We start from the raw sequence: 16,920 nt of genomic DNA on the forward strand, positions 1-16,920 counted from the left end.
GAGGTGGGAGCGCTCCCATAACTTCGGTGGACCGGAACCCGCCGTCGGGGACTGCCACCTCGTCCGCCCGCACGCCGCACGGCCCGTCCACCCCACAGTCGCGGACAGGTGTGTCATGACGACGGCAGACTGGGGGAGTGCGACCGCTTCCCGGCCCGCGCTCCCCGCCCGCAGCACAGCCCTGTTCCTCTTCCTGGTCTCCCTGCTCGCCACGATCCCGGCCATCGGCCTGGCCCTGACGGCGGGCACCGAGGCGGAATCCCGCGGCACACCCATGAACCCGGGCAGTCGCACCTTCCTGTGCCACGGAGCGGGGACCGGCACCCTGTGGAGCGGGGCGGCCTCCTTCGGAGTCCGGGACGTGACGGCCCCGAGCGGCGTGGACCACGACCGCTCCCCGGATCCCCGGGGAAGCGCGCCGTTCCGCCCACGTGCTCTCCGGCTCCGGCGGTGACGGCGTGACGTCCCTGCCCTGCCGTGCCGGCTGAACCGCCCGCGCGGGCGGCCCCGATGGCCTGTCCGGCCGTCATCGGGACCGCCCGCCTCCTCGGTCGTCCGGCACCACGAGGCGGGCCCGGGACGTGCCGGACCCGCCCCGTGCGCTGCGGTCAGCTCAGCAGTTCCACCTCCGTCAGCACTGCCTCACCGGTCAGCACCAGCCGGTAGTGGCCGTAGCTCTTCGGACGGTCCACCGAGAACGCGCGGGTCTGGCGGTCCCAGCGGAAGGTCTCGTCCGTGCGCCTGTCCAGGTCCGTCCACGTCTCGCCGTCGGCCGAGCCCTGCAGTGTCCAGCCCGTGGGCGCGTCGGCGTGGTCCGAGGAGGTCAGCGTGTACTGCACCGCCTCGGTGTCACCGGTGACGGGAAGCTCCACGGTGGACACCGTGGCGCCGGTCGCCGACGTGTTGTCGAACAGTGCGCCCGCGCCCTTCAGGGCGTCCGCGCGGGGCGTGGGCACCTCGTCGTCCCGGGTGATCGACACCGGCGCCGCGTTCTTGCCCGTGCCCCACGACGACGGACGCGAGCCCATGTCGAACTCCAGGACACCGCCCCGGGCGATCACCGAGTGCGGCAGCGAAGTGGAGTTCCAGCGCTTGCCGTTGACCTTCAGCCCTTGCACGTACACGTTCTTCGCGCTGTTCTTCGGGGCCTTGACGACCAGTTCGCGGCCGTTCTCCAGGTGCACGGTCATCTTCTTGAACAGCGGGGAGCCGATGGCGTATTCGCCGCTGCCCATGACCAGCGGGTAGAAGCCGAGCGAGGAGAACAGGTACCAGGCGGACTGCTCGCCGTTGTCCTCGTCGCCGTGGTAGCCCTGGCCGATCTCGCTGCCCGTGTAGAGGCGGGCCAGCACCTCGCGGACGTTCGCCTGCGTCTTCCAGGGCTGCCCGGCCGCGTCGTACATGTACAGCGCGTGGTGGGCGACCTGGTTGGAGTGGCCGTACATGCCCATCCGGACGTCCCGTGCCTCGATCATCTCGTGGATGACACCGCCGTAGGAGCCCTTGAGCTCCGGGGCGGCCGTCTCCGGGGTGGACAGGTACTCGTCGAGCTTGTCGCCGAGGCCGTCGCGGCCGCCGTACAGGTTGGCCAGACCGCGGCTGTCCTGCGCGGCGGTGAAGGCGTAGCCCCAGCCGTTGGTCTCGGTGTAGTCGTATCCCCAGATCCGCGGGTCGTACTCGGAGGACTTCACCCGCCAGTCACCCTTGAGGTCGCGGCCCTGGAAGAACCCGGCCTCGGAGTCGAAGAGATTGACGTAGTCCTGCGCGCGGTCCATGAAGTACGCGGCGTCGTCCCGGTAGCGCTTCTCGCCCGTCTTCCGGTAGAGGGCCTCGCCCATGTTCGCGATGCCGTAGTCGTTGAGATACCCCTCGAGCGCCCACGACAGACCCTCGTGCGTCTCGGTGCTGGTGTAGCCGAGGAACGGAGAGGTCGCCATGCCCTTGCGGCCCACGCCCGAGGACGGCGGCACGACGGAGGCGTTCTTCAGCGCCGCGTCGTAGGCGGCCTCCGCGTCGAAGTCGACACCCTTGACGTACGCGTCCGCGAACGCGACGTCCGAGGAGGTGCCGGTCATCAGGTCGGCGTAGCCGGGGGAGGACCAGCGGGAGGTCCAGCCGCCGTCCTTGTAGTGCTGCACGAACCCGTCGACCAGCTCACCGGCCTTGGACGGCGTCAGAAATGAGTACGCCGGCCAGGTGGTCCGGTACGTGTCCCAGAAACCGTTGTTGACGTACACCTTGCCGTCCACGATCTTCGCGCCGGTGTGCGTCGGGGTGTCCTGCCGCTCCATCCTGGAGAAGGGCGAGGCGTACTTGTACTCTCCGTCGACCTTCTCGTGGCCCGCGTTCGGGTACAGGTACAGGCGGTAGAGGCTGGAGTAGAGCGTGGTCAGCTGGTCCGGTGTGGCTCCCTCCACCTCGACGTTACCGAGGATCCTGTCCCACTGCCGCTGTGCGTCCCGCTTGACCCTGTCGAACGAGGTGCGCTCGCCGATCTCCTGGCGCAGGTTGTCCTTCGCCTGGTCGACGCTGATCAGGGACGTGGCCATGCGCAGGGTGACCGTGCGGTTCTTGCCCGCGTCGAAGCGCAGATGCCCCTTGACGCCCTCGGCGCCGCCGTCGGTGACCTTCTTGTCGAACTCGCCGTACACGAACATCCGGGTCGCGCCCGTGGACAGCCCGGACTTGACGTCGGACCAACCGGTGAAGGTGCCGTTCTTCTCGTCGAGGGTGAGTCCGGCCCGGTCCGCGTCGTTCTCGTCGCCGGCGTTGTCGAACAGCACGCTCGCGTCGTCACCGGGGAAGGTGAAGCGCATCATCGCGGCGTGGTCCGTCGGCGCCATCTCGGCCTTCACGCCGTTCTCGAACCGCACCCCGTAGTAGTACGGCCGCGCGGTCTCGTTCTCGTGCCGGAAGGCCAGCTCGCGAGCCTCACGGCCGAGGTCCGGGGTCCCGGGGGCGACCGACGGCATCACCTGGAAGGTCTGCCGGTCACCCATCCAGGGGCTGGGCTCGTGGCTCGCGCTGAAGGCCTGGATGGTCGGGAGGTTGTCGTCGTTGTTGCCGCTCGCGTAGTCGTACAGCCAGCTCGTCGAACGGGCGTTGGTGACCGGGGTCCAGAAGTTGAACCCGTGCGGCACGGCCGCGGCCGGGAAGGTGTTGCCGCGGGAGAAGCCGCCGCTGGAGTTGGTGCCCCGGGTGGTCAGCGCGTAGTCGGACAGATGGGCCTTCGGCCGCTCGGGCCGCACCCGCTTCAGCGCCACGTCGTCCAGCCAGCCCCGGAACTTCGCCGGGCCCTTGGGGGAGTCGTAGGCGACCAGGATCCGGTCGACGGTCTTGCCGGCCGCCACCGAGCCGATCGCGGAGCGCACGCTGTTCCACTGGTTGACGTACAGCACCTTGGAGTCGCCCTGGCCGCGCGGCGTCAGCGGGAAGCCGTGCTGGTCCGTCGCCCTCAGTTCGCTCAGATGGGTGCCGTCGGTGAAGGCCAGGTCGACGGAGACGTTCGTGGCGTCGTAGTCGAGGTCCCGGTCCGCCATCGACGGGAAGATCTTGTACGACAGCTCCGTACGGCGCTCGACCTTCACATGGACGTCGAAGACCTTGTTGTACGAGTGGGCCCGGCCCTCCGTGGTGTGCCGGCCGGCGTATCTGAGGGCGCGCTTGCCGGTGAAGCCGGCGTCCGCCTTCGCGGTCGGCGAGCCGGCCGGGCCGCGGTCGACGAGCGAGAGCATGTCCTCCGGTATGGGGTCGGCGATGCCGGTGGACAGCTGGATCTCGGCGAGCTGGAGGGCGTCGTCCGATCCCTTGTTCTTGGTGAACTCCACCCGCCAGTGCCGGAACCCGGCCGGCTCGGCGAGGTCGTACGTCCTGGTCTCGAAGCGTTCCGGGAAGGACTCCCCGGAGCGGGTGTCGAGGGTCTTCCAGTCCTCGCCGTCCGTCGAGCCCTTCAGCGTCCAGTCCACCGGGTCGCGCTCGTCGTGGTCGTTGGCCGAGGTGAGGGCGTACTTCACGATCCTCGTCGGCTCGTCCAGGTCGAACTCGATCCAGCCGGTCGGCGCGAAGGTCAGCCACTTGGTGGCGGACTCACCGTCGAAGAGGTTTCCCTTCACCTCCTTGCCGCCGGTGTTCTCCCCGCTGGCCCGGACGTCCGTGACGTGGTCGGTGACATTGCCCGGGATGCCGGACGTGAAGCCGCCGTCCACGCCCGAGGCGCGCTTGGCGCCGTCCCGGGTGGTGTCCACGGTGTTCAGCCAGTCCGGTGCCGGCTGGCCGGCCTCGAAGGACGAAGCGAACTCCCGGTCTGCCTTCTCCGGCGCCGTGGGCAGGGCGACCGCGACGCCCTGTGAGCCCGCGGCCAAAGCAAAGGCGGTCGTCGCGACGACCGCCGTTCCCCATCTGTGCCGAACCCCTGGTTGCATGCGCGAGCACCCTCCCTGCGCTGGACAACGTTGTCAATCGAGATGCGCAAGGACCAGTAGTGGGTCAAGTGGCCCGCGATGTCAAGGGGGTTGAATGTGGCATTCGGGGGTGGTGGCAAGGATTTCTCCGCAGCACAACGCGCCGGAGGCTCATCTTTCCGCGAGGTCTCAACTCGGAAAAGACCGGAGGGGAACCTTGCATTCGATCTTGCTCCGTCGGCGTGAAGTGGACTATACCTGTCGGCACTCCGGGGCGTCTTCACCGCACCCGACCCTGCACGGCCGCACTTCCTGCACGACCCAGCTTGACCCGAACGCGGTGCCGGGAAGGATCCGGTTCACCGCCTGAGTCCTGGAGAAGGCGAGGACTTGAGCATGGGATCCACTTCCGCCGAGAACAACGGCACCGGTGACAACAGCACGACCGGCGTGGGACGCCGCGCACTGATCAAGCGGTCCGCCGCACTCGGCCTGGTTTCCGTACCGGCGATGAGCTTCCTGTCCGCGTGCGCCAGCGGGGGCGGGGACGGCAATTCCGGCGACAACGAGGGCAAGACGTCCGAATCCAACCCGTTCGGCGTCAAGGAAGGCAGCAAACTCGACGTCGTCATCTTCAAGGGCGGCTACGGCGACGACTACGCCAAGGCGTGGGAGGCCGACTTCAAGAAGAAGAGGGGCGTCACCTCCGTCCACACCGGCACCCAGGAGATCACGGGCAAACTCCAGCCGCGGTTCAACGCCGGCAATCCGCCGGACATCGTCGACGACTCCGGCGCCCAGCAGATCCCGATCGACGTACTGCACAAGAACGGCCAGCTCCTCGACCTCGCCGAGGTGCTGGACGCCCCCTCGGCCGACGACCCGGACGTGAAGGTCCGCGACACCCTGATCCCCGGCACGCTCGACGCCGGCATGCAGGAGGGCAAGCTCGTCGCCCTCAACTACATCTACACGGTGTGGGGTCTGTGGTACTCCGGCAAGCTGTTCAAGGAGAAGGGCTGGGAGGCGCCCAAGACCTGGGACGACTTCCTCGCCATCTGCAAGGACGCCAAGGCCCAGGGCATCGGCGGCCTCGCGCACCAGGGCAAGTTCCCGTACTACATCAACGTCGCCATCATGGACCTGATCGCCAAGAAGGGCGGCCTGGACGCCATGAAGGCGATCGACAACCTCGACCCCAAGGCGTTCGTCGGCTCCGACGCCGCCACGGAGGCCATCGAGGCCGTGTACGAGGTCGTCGAGAAGGGCTACTTGATGCCCGGCACGAACGGCCTGACCCACACCGAGTCGCAGACCCGCTGGAACCAGTACAAGGCCGCCTTCATCACCAGCGGCTCCTGGCTCGAGAACGAGCAGCTCAAGACGACACCGGACGACTTCGACATGAAGTTCCTGCCGATGCCGGTGCTCGCCGACAGCGCGCTGCCCTTCGAGGCGATCCGGGCCGGCTCCGGCGAGCCCTTCATCATCCCGTCCAAGGCCAAGAACCTCCCCGCGGCCAAGGAGTTCATGCGGATGATGCTCTCCAAGGAGTGGTCGACCATCTTCGCCAAGGAGGCGAACTCGCTGACCATCCTCAAGGACGGTGTCGACCGGGGCGTGCAGCTGCGGCCGGGCACCCAGTCCACCGTCGAGGCCTCCGCGGCGGCCGGCGACAACACCTTCCGCTTCCTGTACACCGAGTGGTACAGCGAGATGGGCACCGCCATCGAGAACGCGTCCAACGAGCTGATGGCCAAGCGCATCCAGCCCAGGGAATGGCTCAAGCGCGCCCAGGCGGCGGTCGACAAGCAGGCCAAGGACCCGGCGTCGAAGAAGAACCGCCGCGACTGATCTCGCTCGACCGACGACCGCCGCGGGCCGGGAGGAATCCCGGCCCGCGGCGGCCACACCCAGGGGCAGGAACGCCATGCGCAAAGGGCAGCACCGGTTCGTCGCGGGATTTCTCCTCTTTCCCGTGGCGCTCTATGTGATCTTCGTGATCTGGCCGTACATCCAGACGTTCGGTTATTCACTGACCGACTGGAAGGGGCAGTCGCAGAGCTTCGAGTTCGTCGGCCTGGACAACTACACGGCGTTGTTCAAGGACGACATCTTCATGGGTGCCATCTGGCACAACATCCTGTTCCTGGTGTTCATCCCGGTGATCACCATTCTGCTCGCGCTGTTCTTCGCCTTCATGCTGAACGCGGGCGGACGCGGACGTTCCGGAGGGGTCTTTGGGGTCACCGGATCGAAGTACTACCGCGTCATCTACTTCTTCCCGCAGGTCCTGTCGCTGGCCATCCTGGCCGTGCTGTTCGGGGCGGTCTACCGCAGCGACGGCGGCGGTATGCTCAACGGCGCCCTGATCGAATTCGGACTGGTCGACAGCCAGAATCCCGTGGAATGGCTCAACGAGCCGAACTTCGTGCTGTGGGCCCTCATGGCGGTGGTCGTCTGGCACGGCGTCGGTTTCTATCTGGTGCTCTTCTCCGCCGCCATGCAGTCCATTCCGCGTGACATCTACGAGGCCGCCCTGATCGACGGAGCGAGCCGCACCCAGTCCTTCTTCCGCATCACCCTGCCGCTGCTGTGGGACTCCGTGCAGACCGCCTGGGTCTATCTCGGCATCGCGGCGATGGACATGTTCATCCTGGTCTCCACCATGACCGCCGGCGACTACGGCGGTGGCCCCGACCACCACAGCGAGGTCATGTCGACCGTGATGATGCGCAACTTCCTGCTGTACGGCCGGAGCGGCTATGCCTGCGCCATGGGCGTGGTCATGCTGCTCCTCACCCTGATCGTGTCCGTGGTCATGCTGCGCGCCACCCGTCGCGAGCGCATCGAGTTCTGAGGCGGAGCAACGACGATGAGCGCACCTCTCAAGGAATCCGCCCCCACCGGGGGCCCCACCCCGCCCTCGCCGCCGGTGAGCAGGGGCACCGTCCGCCCGGGCGACCAGCGCGGCGAGGGCGTCGTGCTGAACGTCTTCTCGCACGGCTTCCTCGCCGTGTGGGCGGTGCTGATCGTGCTGCCGCTGCTGTGGCTGGTGCTCAGCTCCTTCCGGACCGACGCGCAGATCGGCGGATCGGCCTTCGGCTGGCCGCAGAACTGGGACCTGGGCGTCTTCTCCCGCGCCTGGGAGAAGGGCATCGGCGACTACTTCACCAGCACCGTCATCGTGCTCGTCATCTCCGTGCCGCTGACGATGCTGTTCGGCTCCATGGCGGCCTACGTACTGGCCCGCTACGAGTTCCGGGGCAACCGCCTGCTGTACTACTTCTTCGTCGCGGGCGCGATGTTCCCCGTCTTCCTGGCCCTGGTGCCGCTGTTCTTCATGGTCAAGCGGCTGGACATGCTGAACACCTACCACGGCCTGGCCCTGGTGTACGTGGCCTACTCGCTGCCGTTCACGGTGTTCTTCATGCACGCGTTCTTCCGGACCCTGCCCACGGCGGTCTTCGAGGCGGCGGTCCTCGACGGGGCCTCGCACACCCGGACCTTCTTCCAGGTGATGATGCCGATGGCCAAGCCCGGTCTGCTGAGCGTCGGCATCTTCAACACGCTGGGCCAGTGGAACCAGTACATCCTGCCGACCGTGCTGATGCAGCCGCAGAGCGGTGACGATCCGGAACGCTATGTGCTGACCCAGGGGCTGATCCAGCTCCAGCAGCAGCAGGGATACGCCTCCGACCTTCCCGTGCTCTTCGCCGGTGTGACCATCGCCATGGTGCCCATGCTGGTGGTCTATCTCTCCTTCCAGCGCCAGGTGCAGGCCGGCCTCACCTCCGCAACCTTGAAGTAACGCTACGGAATCCACCGTTCACACGCCGCTCCCCTCCCGGGGAGCGGCGTGTCGGCGTGTGTCCATGCACCCGGAAACGGTTCAACCTCTTGACGGGAGGCAACCCGAACGGCTCATCTTAGAGTTCACTAGTTGGACAGAGAGGGGCCTCACCGATGCGGCCCCCGCGCGCGGGAGGTCGTCGTGGAGACTCCGGGGTCGCAGTCGTCGCTGCACCGAGCCAACCTGGAGCGGGTCGTCCGGGCAGTACGTCTTGCGGGTTCCCTCACCCAGGCCGAGATCGCGAGGACGACCGGCCTGTCCGCGGCCACGGTCTCCAATATCGTCCGGGAGCTGAAGGACCGCGGAACGGTGGAGGTCACCCCCACCTCTTCGGGCGGCCGCCGGGCCCGCGCGGTCTCGCTGAGCGGGGACGCCGGCATCGTGATCGGGGTCGATTTCGGGCACACCCACCTTCGGGTCGCGGTCGGGAACCTGGCCCACCAGGTGCTGGCCGAGGAGTCAGAACCGCTGGACGTGGACGCCTCCTCGACCCAGGGCTTCGACCGGGCGGAACAGCTGGTCAGCCGGCTGATCGAGGCGACCGGGGTGGACCGGTCCAAGGTCGCGGGAGTGGGCCTGGGCGTGCCCGGCCCGATCGACGTGGAGTCCGGCACCCTGGGCTCGACCGCGATCCTGCCCGGCTGGACCGGCACCAAGCCCGCCGAGGAGCTGCGGGGGCGGCTCGGCGTGCCGGTGCACGTGGACAACGACGCCAACCTCGGCGCCCTCGGGGAGATGGTCTGGGGCAGCGGCCGGGGCGTGCAGGACCTGGCCTACATCAAGGTCGCGAGCGGTGTCGGCGCGGGCCTGGTGATCAGCGGCAAGATCTACCGCGGCCCGGGCGGCACCGCGGGTGAGATCGGACACATTACACTCGATGAATCCGGCCCCGTGTGCCGCTGCGGCAACCGCGGCTGTCTGGAGACGTTCACGGCCGCGCGTTATGTGCTTCCGCTGCTCCAGCCGGGTCACGGCACCGACCTGACGATGGAAGGCGTCGTCAGGCTGGCGCGGGACGGAGACCCGGGCTGTCGTCGCGTGATCGCCGACGTCGGCCGTCACATCGGCAGTGGAGTCGCCAATCTCTGCAACCTGCTGAACCCGAGCCGGGTCGTCCTCGGTGGTGATCTCGCCGAGGCCGGCGAGCTCGTACTCGGGCCGATCCGGGAGTCCGTGAGCCGCTACGCGATCCCCAGTGCGGCACGTCAACTGTCCGTTCTCCCCGGGGCACTTGGGGGCCGTGCGGAGGTGCTCGGAGCGCTCGCTCTCGCGCTGAGCGAAATGGGCGATTCGACCCTTCTGGACGGTACTGCGACGGGGTCACTCGCCGCCTCGAGCCCTGCCTTCACTTAGAGAACGGATGGCACCGTTGCCATCTCGTTAAGGATTTACTTCTTGACGTCGCACGTGTGGCCGAGTTGACTTCCAGCCACCTCGGCCGCAAGGACGCGGCCTCGTCAGGGAGGTTTCTGAATGAACACGCGTATGCGTCGCGTTGCCTTTGCCGTTGCCGCAGGTGCGATGGCCGTCTCGCTCGCCGCTTGTGGCAGCGCCGCCGAGTCCGGCGACAAGAAGGACAGCGGTGACTCCACCGCCAAGGGTGACGACATCAAGGTCGGTCTGCTCCTGCCGGAGAACCAGACCGCGCGGTACGAGAAGTTCGACAAGCCCTTGATCGAGAAGAAGGTCAAGGAGCTCACGAACAACAAGGGCGAGGTCGTCTACGCCAACGCCAAGCAGGACGCCAGCCTGCAGAACCAGCAGGTCGACACGATGATCACCAACAAGGTGGACGTCCTCATCGTGGACGCCGTCGACGCCAAGGCCATCGCCGGCTCGGTGAAGAAGGCCAAGGACGCCGGCATCCCGATCGTCGCCTTCGACCGCCTGGCCGAGGGTCCGATCGACGCCTACACCTCGTTCGACAACGTGACCGTCGGCAAGACCCAGGGCGAGGCGCTCCTCGAGGCCCTGGGCGACAAGGCCAAGGACGGCCAGATCGTCATGATGAACGGGTCCTCCACCGACCCGAACGCCGCCCTGTTCAAGGAGGGCGCGCACTCCGCCCTCGACGGCAAGGTGAAGATCGGCCGCGAGTACGACACCAAGGAGTGGAAGCCGGAGAACGCCAACGCCAACATGGAGGGCGCCATCTCCGCCCTCGGCAAGGACAAGATCGTCGGCGTCTACTCCGCCAACGACGGCATGGCAGGCGGCATTATCACCGCCCTGAAGGCCGCCGGCATCTCCGATGTCCCGGTCACCGGTCAGGACGCCGAGCTCGCGGGCGTGCAGCGCATCGTCACCGGTGAGCAGTTCATGAGCGTCTACAAGCCGTTCCCGCAGGAGGCGAACGTCGCCGCGGAGCTGGCCGTCCTGCTCGCCCAGGGCAAGTCGCTGGACTCCATCGCCAAGGACAAGGTCGACAGCCCCACCACCAAGGCTGTCCCGTCCGTCCTCGTCCCGGTCGTCTCGCTGACCCAGGAGAACATCAACGACACGGTGATCAAGGACGGCATCTACACCGTCCAGGAGATCTGCACGGACAAGTACAAGGCCGCCTGCGACAAGATCGGCCTCAAGTAAGCAGTCCCCTGGTCCCGTGACACATGAGGGAGCCCGCGATCCGGACTTCCTCCCGGGACCGACTGCCACACGCTTCCGCCGGTGCCCCGCACACAACAGCCCCGCAAGCTAAGCGGGGCGCCGGACGGAAACACCCCCCAAATTCTCTGCACAACCTCCCGCCGGGTCAGGCGGCGAAGGAGATGGTTCACGTGTCCGCTACGCCCGTGCTGGCGTTGCGCGGGGTCTCCAAGCGGTTCGGTGCCGTCCAGGCGCTCACCGACGTCGAGCTTGAGGTCCACGCCGGTGAGGTGGTCGCCCTGGTGGGCGACAACGGTGCCGGAAAGTCCACGCTGGTCAAGACGATTGCCGGCGTCCACCCCATCGATGAGGGCGTCATCGAGTGGGACGGAAAGGGCGTCCAGATCAACCGCCCGCACGACGCCCAGAACCTGGGCATCGCGACGGTCTACCAGGACCTCGCGCTGTGCGACAACATCGACGTCGTCGGCAACCTCTACCTGGGCCGGGAAGTCCGCAGGCGCGGCGTCCTGGACGAGGTGGAGATGGAGCGCCGCTCCCGCGAGCTCCTCGACACGCTCTCGATCCGCATTCCCAGCGTCCGGATCCCGATCGCCTCCCTCTCCGGAGGCCAGCGCCAGGTCGTGGCCATCGCGCGCTCCATGCTCGGCGAGCCCAAGCTGGTGATCCTCGACGAGCCCACCGCCGCCCTCGGCGTCGAGCAGACCGCGCAGGTCCTCGACCTGGTCGAGCGGCTGCGCGAGCGCGGTCACGCGGTCATCCTCATCAGCCACAACATGGCCGATGTGAAGGCCGTGGCGGACAAGGTCGCCGTCCTGCGCCTCGGGCGCAACAACGGCGTCTTCGAGGTCAAGTCGACCTCGCAGGAAGAGATCATCTCCGCCATCACGGGCGCCACGGACAACGCCGTGACCCGTCGTGCGGCGCGCACCAATGGGGAGATCACGAAGTGAGCACCGACAAGACCTCCGCCCCCGTCGAGGACCACGCCGTGGAGAACCCCGAGGCGGCCGCCGCCGCGGTCACCGTGGTCGACCCCCGGCTGCTGGTCCGCGAACAGGGGTTCGCGGGCTACGCCGACGAGTTCAAGCGGAAGATGAAGGCCGGTGACCTCGGCTCCATCCCCGTCGTGGCCGGCCTGCTGATCATCTGGGCCATCTTCACCAGCCTGAACTCCAACTTCCTCACCGCCGGCAACTTCTCCGACATGTCCGTCGCCATGGTCGGCACGGGCATGATCGCCGTCGGTATCGTCTTCGTCCTGCTGCTCGGTGAGATCGACCTGTCGGTCGGCTCGGTCAGCGGTGTCGCGGGCGCGGCCTTCGCGGTCATGAGCGTCACCCACGGGATGAACGAGATCCTGGCCCTGGTGCTGGCGATCCTCACCGGCACGGTGGCCGGCGCCATCCACGGCTTCATCTTCGCCCGTATCGGCGTCCCGGCGTTCGCCGTGACCCTGGCCGGACTGCTGTTCTGGCAGGGCTTCATGCTGCAGACCCTCGGCAGCAACGGCACCATCAACCTCGACTCCGAGGGCCTGGTCGTCAAGCTGACCAGCTACTACTTCTCGGACGTGGCCGCCGCCTACGGCCTGGCGGTCGTCGTGACCGCGGGGTACTTCCTCGCCGCCTTCTTCGACAACCGCCGCCGCGAGGCCGCCGGGGTGCCGTCCCGCCCGCTGAACGAGATCATCGTGCGGACCGTGCTGCTCGCGGTCCTGGCGTTCGCCGCCGCGATCGTCTTCAACCAGTACAAGGGCCTGCCGCTGGCCGTGGTGATCTTCCTGGCCTTCCTGGTCCTCACGGACTTCGTGCTGCGCCGCACCGCCTACGGCCGCAAGGTCTTCGCGCTCGGCGGCAGCGTCGAGGCGTCCCGCCGCGCGGGCATCAACGTGGAGATGGTCCGGATCTCGGTCTTCGCGATCGCCGGTACCTTCGCCGCGATCGGCGGTCTGTTCGTCGCCTCGAAGATCGCCTCCGCCAACCAGGGCGCGGGCACCGGTGAGTTCCTGATGAACGTCATCGCCGCGGCCGTCATCGGTGGTACGTCGCTCTTCGGTGGCCGTGGCCGCACGTGGGACGCGCTGCTCGGTGTGATGGTCATCATCTCGATCACGTACGGTCTGGCGCTGGAGGGCATCGCCTCCCCGGTGCAGTACATGATCACCGGTGGCGTGCTGCTGGCGACCGTCGTCATCGACGCGGTCACCCGGAAGACGCAGAAGACCGCGGGGCGCGCGTAGTACGTCCCGTGCGGGCCGGTTGTGGCTGGTCGCGCAGTTCCCCGCGCCCCTAGGGGTGTGGCTGTGCCCGGTGCCTTCATGGGTGCCGGGCGCAGTCGTGTCGTAGGGCGGGGACATCCGGGGTACTGCTGATCGGGTGACGTACGACGCACGGCCCGGGAACCGATCGGTTGAGCGGAACATTAGACTCGACCCGCCCGGCAACAGCTCGATCAGCTCTTACTGCAAGGAGGCACGGGTGCCGCTGCTGACCCGCATCAGGGGACCGCGCGATCTGGACCGGCTCAGCCTGGAGGAGCTCGACCGGCTGGCCGCGGAGATCCGGACCTTCCTCGTCGACGCGGTCTCCAAGACCGGCGGCCACCTCGGCCCGAACCTCGGCGTGGTGGAGCTCACCCTCGCCCTGCACCGCGTCTTCGAGTCGCCCAGGGACAAGGTGCTCTGGGACACCGGCCACCAGTCCTACGTCCACAAGCTGCTGACCGGCCGGCAGGACTTCTCCCGGCTGAAGATGAAGGGCGGCCTGTCCGGATACCCCTCGCAGGAGGAGTCCGAGCACGACGTCATCGAGAACAGCCACGCCTCCACGGTCCTCGGCTGGGCCGACGGCATCGCCAAGGCCAACCAGATCAGGAAGCGCGACAGCCACGTCGTCGCGGTCATCGGCGACGGCGCACTCACCGGCGGCATGGCCTGGGAGGCGCTGAACAACATCGCCGACGCCAGGGACCGCCCGCTCGTCATCGTCGTCAACGACAACGAGCGCTCCTACTCGCCCACCATCGGCGGCCTCGCCAACCACCTGGCGACCCTGCGCACCACCGACGGTTACGAGCGCTTCCTGACCCGCACCAAGGACCTCCTGGAGCGCACCCCGGTCGTCGGCAAGCCCCTCTTCGACACGCTGCACGGCGCCAAGAAGGGCCTCAAGGACTTCATCGCCCCGCAGGGCATGTTCGAGGACCTCGGTCTGAAGTACGTCGGCCCCATCGACGGCCACGACATCGAGGCCCTGGAGTCCGCCCTGACCCGCGCCAAGCGCTTCGGCGGCCCGGTGATCGTGCACTGCCTCACCGAGAAGGGCCGCGGCTACCAGCCCGCCCTCCAGGACGAGGCCGACCGCTTCCACGCCGTCGGCAAGATCCACCCCGACACGGGCCTGCCGATCGCCAGCTCCGGCGCCGACTGGACGAGTGTCTTCGGCGAGGAGATGGTGAGGCTCGGCGAGGAGCGCGACGACATCGTCGCCATCACCGCCGCCATGCTCCAGCCGGTCGGCCTCGACAAGTTCGCCAAGCGCTTCCCCGACCGGGTCTACGACGTCGGCATCGCCGAGCAGCACGGCGCCGTCTCCGCGGCCGGCCTCGCCCACGCCGGGGTGCACCCCGTCTTCGCCGTGTACGCCACCTTCCTCAACCGCGCCTTCGACCAGGTGCTCATGGACGTGGCCCTGCACAAGTGCGGCGTTACCTTCGTGCTCGACCGGGCCGGAGTCACCGGCACCGACGGCGCCTCCCACAACGGCATGTGGGACATGTCGATCCTCCAGGTCGTCCCCGGCCTGCGGCTCGCCGCCCCGCGGGACGCCGACCAGGTCCGCGCCCAGCTGCGCGAGGCCACCGCCGTCGAGGACGCCCCCACCGTGGTCCGTTTCTCCAAGGGCGCCGTCGGCCCCGCCGTGCCCGCCGTGGGCCGGGTGGGCGGCATGGACGTCCTGCGCGAGCCCGGCACCGACGCGCCCGACGTGCTGCTGGTCTCGGTGGGAGCGCTCGCACCGATGTGCCTGGAGATCGCCGGGCTGCTGGACCGGCAGGGCATCTCCACCACCGTCGTCGACCCGCGCTGGGTCAAGCCCGTCGACGAGGCGATGGCGCCGCTCGCCGAGAAGCACCGGGTCGTCGTCACCGTCGAGGACAACTCCCGCGTCGGCGGCGTCGGCTCGACGATCGCCCAGGCCCTGCGCGACGCCGGTGTCGACGTCCCCCTGCGCGACTTCGGCATCCCGCCGCGCTTCCTCGACCACGCCTCGCGCGCCGAGGTCCTGGCGGAGATCGGGCTGACCGCCCCCGACATCGCCCGTCAGGTCACCGGCCTGGTGGCGAAGCTCGACGGCGGGTACGAACGCCCGTCCGAGGACTCCGTCGACTCGGTGCAGCCGGCCCGCGACTGACCCACCGTCCACGTGTCGCCCGGATGGGCCGCACGCGCCACCGTGAAGAGTGGCGCGCGCGGCCCATTCGCGTGAGAACGCCCGCGCCGGGGCATACGAGCACTGCCCTCTCTCGATCATGTCGAGGACGACAAGCGTGGGAGGAACCCGTGACAAGCCCCCTCTTCCGGACGAAGAAGGTAGAGCAGTCCATCCGCGACACGGAGGAACCTGAGCACGCGCTCAAGAAATCCCTGTCCGCGCTCGATCTGACCGTCTTCGGCGTCGGTGTCATCATCGGCACCGGCATCTTCGTCCTCACCGGTACGGTCGCCAAGGACAACGCCGGGCCGGCCACGGCCCTGGCCTTCGTCGTGGCCGGTGTCGTCTGCGCGCTCGCCGCGCTCTGCTACGCCGAGTTCGCCTCCACCGTGCCGGTCGCGGGCTCCGCCTACACGTTCTCGTACGCCTCCCTGGGCGAGCTGCCGGCCTGGATCATCGGCTGGGACCTGGTCCTGGAGTTCGCGCTCGGCACGGCGGTGGTGGCCGTCGGCTGGTCCGGCTACATCCAGTCGCTCATGGACAACGCGGGCTGGCAGATGCCGGCGGTCCTGGGCAGCCGCGAGGGCTCCGACGTCTTCGGGTTCGACATCCTCGCCGCCGCCCTGGTGCTGGTGCTCACCGGCATCCTCGTCCTCGGCATGAAACTGTCCGCCCGCGTCACCTCGATCGTCGTCGCCATCAAGGTGACCGTGGTCCTCGTCGTGATCATCGCGGGCGCGTTCTTCATCACCGCCGACAACTACGACCCGTTCATCCCGGACGCCGTGCCCGTGCCGGCCGGTGACAGCCTCGACTCCCCGCTCATCCAGCTGATGTTCGGCTGGGCCCCGTCCAACTTCGGCGTGATGGGCATCTTCACGGCCGCCTCGGTGGTGTTCTTCGCCTTCATCGGCTTCGACATCGTCGCCACGGCCGCCGAGGAGACCAAGAACCCGCAGCGCGACATGCCCCGCGGCATCCTCGGCTCCCTGCTCATCTGCACCGTGCTGTACGTGCTGGTGTCGATCGTCGTCACGGGCATGCAGAACTACCGGGACCTGTCCGTGGACGCCCCGCTGGCGGACGCCTTCAAGGCCACGGGGCACCCCTGGTTCGCGGGGTTCATCAGCTTCGGGGCCGCCGTCGGCCTGACGACCGTCTGCATGATCCTGCTGCTCGGCCAGACCCGTGTCTTCTTCGCGATGAGCCGCGACGGACTGCTGCCGAGGTTCTTCTCCCGGGTGCACCCCCGGTTCAGGACGCCGCACCGGCCGACCATCCTGCTCGGTGTCCTCATCGCAGTCCTCGCGGGCTTCACCCCGCTGAACGAGCTCGCCGCCCTGGTGAACATCGGCACCCTGTTCGCCTTCGTCATCGTCGCGATCAGCGTACTCATCCTCCGCAGGACCCGGCCCGACCTGCACCGGGCCTTCCGCGCCCCCTGGGTGCCCGTGCTGCCGATCGTGTCGGTCGCCGCCTCCCTGTGGCTGATGCTCAACCTGCCCGCCGAGACCTGGGTCCGCTTCGGAATCTGGATGGCGATCGGCATCGTCGTGTACTTCCTCTACAGCCGCACCCACAGCCGTATGGCCGAGCGCGGGGCGACGGACCCCGGCGCGCCCTCCGC

Annotated in this window: 10 protein-coding genes and 1 pseudogene; 10 read left to right on the forward strand and 1 reads right to left on the reverse strand. The window is 68.2% G+C overall.

The window, feature by feature from the left end; all coding sequences use genetic code 11:
- Positions 1–115 precede the first annotated feature (115 nt).
- Positions 116–304 (forward strand): annotated as a pseudogene (locus B9S61_RS10010) (chitin-binding protein); the annotation flags it as partial.
- 304 nt (positions 305–608) lie between these two features.
- Here the strand turns inward: B9S61_RS10010 and B9S61_RS10015 are convergent.
- Positions 609–4,421 carry a GH92 family glycosyl hydrolase gene (locus tag B9S61_RS10015; RefSeq protein ID WP_103541948.1) on the reverse strand — a complete coding sequence of 1,271 codons (3,813 nt, stop codon included), beginning with the start codon at positions 4,419–4,421 and terminating at the stop codon, positions 609–611.
- Positions 4,422–4,796: 375 nt separating this feature from the next.
- On the opposite strand from B9S61_RS10015, the gene ngcE reads away from it, so the two are divergent.
- The 9 genes from ngcE to B9S61_RS10060 all read left to right on the forward strand — a co-directional run.
- On the forward strand, positions 4,797–6,254 hold the full coding sequence (gene ngcE, locus B9S61_RS10020) for an N-acetylglucosamine/diacetylchitobiose ABC transporter substrate-binding protein (RefSeq protein ID WP_103541949.1): 1,458 nt from the start codon (positions 4,797–4,799) through the stop codon (positions 6,252–6,254).
- Between the two features lie 76 nt (positions 6,255–6,330).
- Positions 6,331–7,260 (forward strand): carbohydrate ABC transporter permease, encoded by a 930-nt coding sequence (locus B9S61_RS10025; protein WP_103541950.1) that lies wholly within the window; start codon positions 6,331–6,333, stop codon positions 7,258–7,260.
- Between the two features lie 15 nt (positions 7,261–7,275).
- The gene (locus B9S61_RS10030) at positions 7,276–8,211 is read left to right on the forward strand and encodes a carbohydrate ABC transporter permease (RefSeq protein WP_103541951.1); all 936 of its coding nucleotides are present in this window, start codon (positions 7,276–7,278) and stop codon (positions 8,209–8,211) included.
- A 183-nt stretch (positions 8,212–8,394) separates the two neighbouring features.
- Positions 8,395–9,606, forward strand: a complete 1,212-nt coding sequence (locus tag B9S61_RS10035; RefSeq protein WP_103541952.1) for an ROK family transcriptional regulator — start codon at positions 8,395–8,397, stop codon at positions 9,604–9,606.
- A gap of 132 nt (positions 9,607–9,738) precedes the next feature.
- Positions 9,739–10,839, forward strand: coding sequence for a substrate-binding domain-containing protein (locus tag B9S61_RS10040; protein WP_181007318.1), 1,101 nt, complete (start codon positions 9,739–9,741; stop codon positions 10,837–10,839).
- A 182-nt stretch (positions 10,840–11,021) separates the two neighbouring features.
- The gene (locus B9S61_RS10045) at positions 11,022–11,813 is read left to right on the forward strand and encodes an ATP-binding cassette domain-containing protein (RefSeq protein WP_181007317.1); all 792 of its coding nucleotides are present in this window, start codon (positions 11,022–11,024) and stop codon (positions 11,811–11,813) included.
- Positions 11,810–13,102, forward strand: a complete 1,293-nt coding sequence (locus tag B9S61_RS10050) for a sugar ABC transporter permease (protein WP_103541955.1) — start codon at positions 11,810–11,812, stop codon at positions 13,100–13,102. Before B9S61_RS10045 ends, B9S61_RS10050 begins: the two co-directional genes overlap by 4 nt.
- A gap of 238 nt (positions 13,103–13,340) precedes the next feature.
- A complete protein-coding gene (dxs, locus tag B9S61_RS10055) occupies positions 13,341–15,272 on the forward strand; it encodes a 1-deoxy-D-xylulose-5-phosphate synthase (RefSeq protein WP_103541956.1) in 1,932 nt (643 codons plus the stop codon).
- A 149-nt stretch (positions 15,273–15,421) separates the two neighbouring features.
- Positions 15,422–16,920 (forward strand): amino acid permease (locus B9S61_RS10060; protein ID WP_103541957.1); only part of this gene is annotated, 1,499 nt, incomplete at its 3' end.

Source organism: Streptomyces sp. SM1, from assembly GCF_002910825.1.
Classification (GTDB): Bacteria; Actinomycetota; Actinomycetes; order Streptomycetales; family Streptomycetaceae; genus Streptomyces; species Streptomyces okerensis.

Excerpts from the sequence above, each read along its gene's own strand:
- ngcE (WP_103541949.1), top strand. The coding sequence starts at position 4,797 with ATGGGATCCACTTCCGCCGAGAACAACGGCACCGGTGACAACAGCACG.
- B9S61_RS10015 (WP_103541948.1), bottom strand. The coding sequence starts at position 4,421 with ATGCAACCAGGGGTTCGGCACAGATGGGGAACGGCGGTCGTCGCGACG.
- B9S61_RS10030 (WP_103541951.1), top strand. The coding sequence starts at position 7,276 with ATGAGCGCACCTCTCAAGGAATCCGCCCCCACCGGGGGCCCCACCCCG.
- B9S61_RS10025 (WP_103541950.1), top strand. The coding sequence starts at position 6,331 with ATGCGCAAAGGGCAGCACCGGTTCGTCGCGGGATTTCTCCTCTTTCCC.
- B9S61_RS10040 (WP_181007318.1), top strand. The coding sequence starts at position 9,739 with ATGCGTCGCGTTGCCTTTGCCGTTGCCGCAGGTGCGATGGCCGTCTCG.
- B9S61_RS10045 (WP_181007317.1), top strand. The coding sequence starts at position 11,022 with ATGGTTCACGTGTCCGCTACGCCCGTGCTGGCGTTGCGCGGGGTCTCC.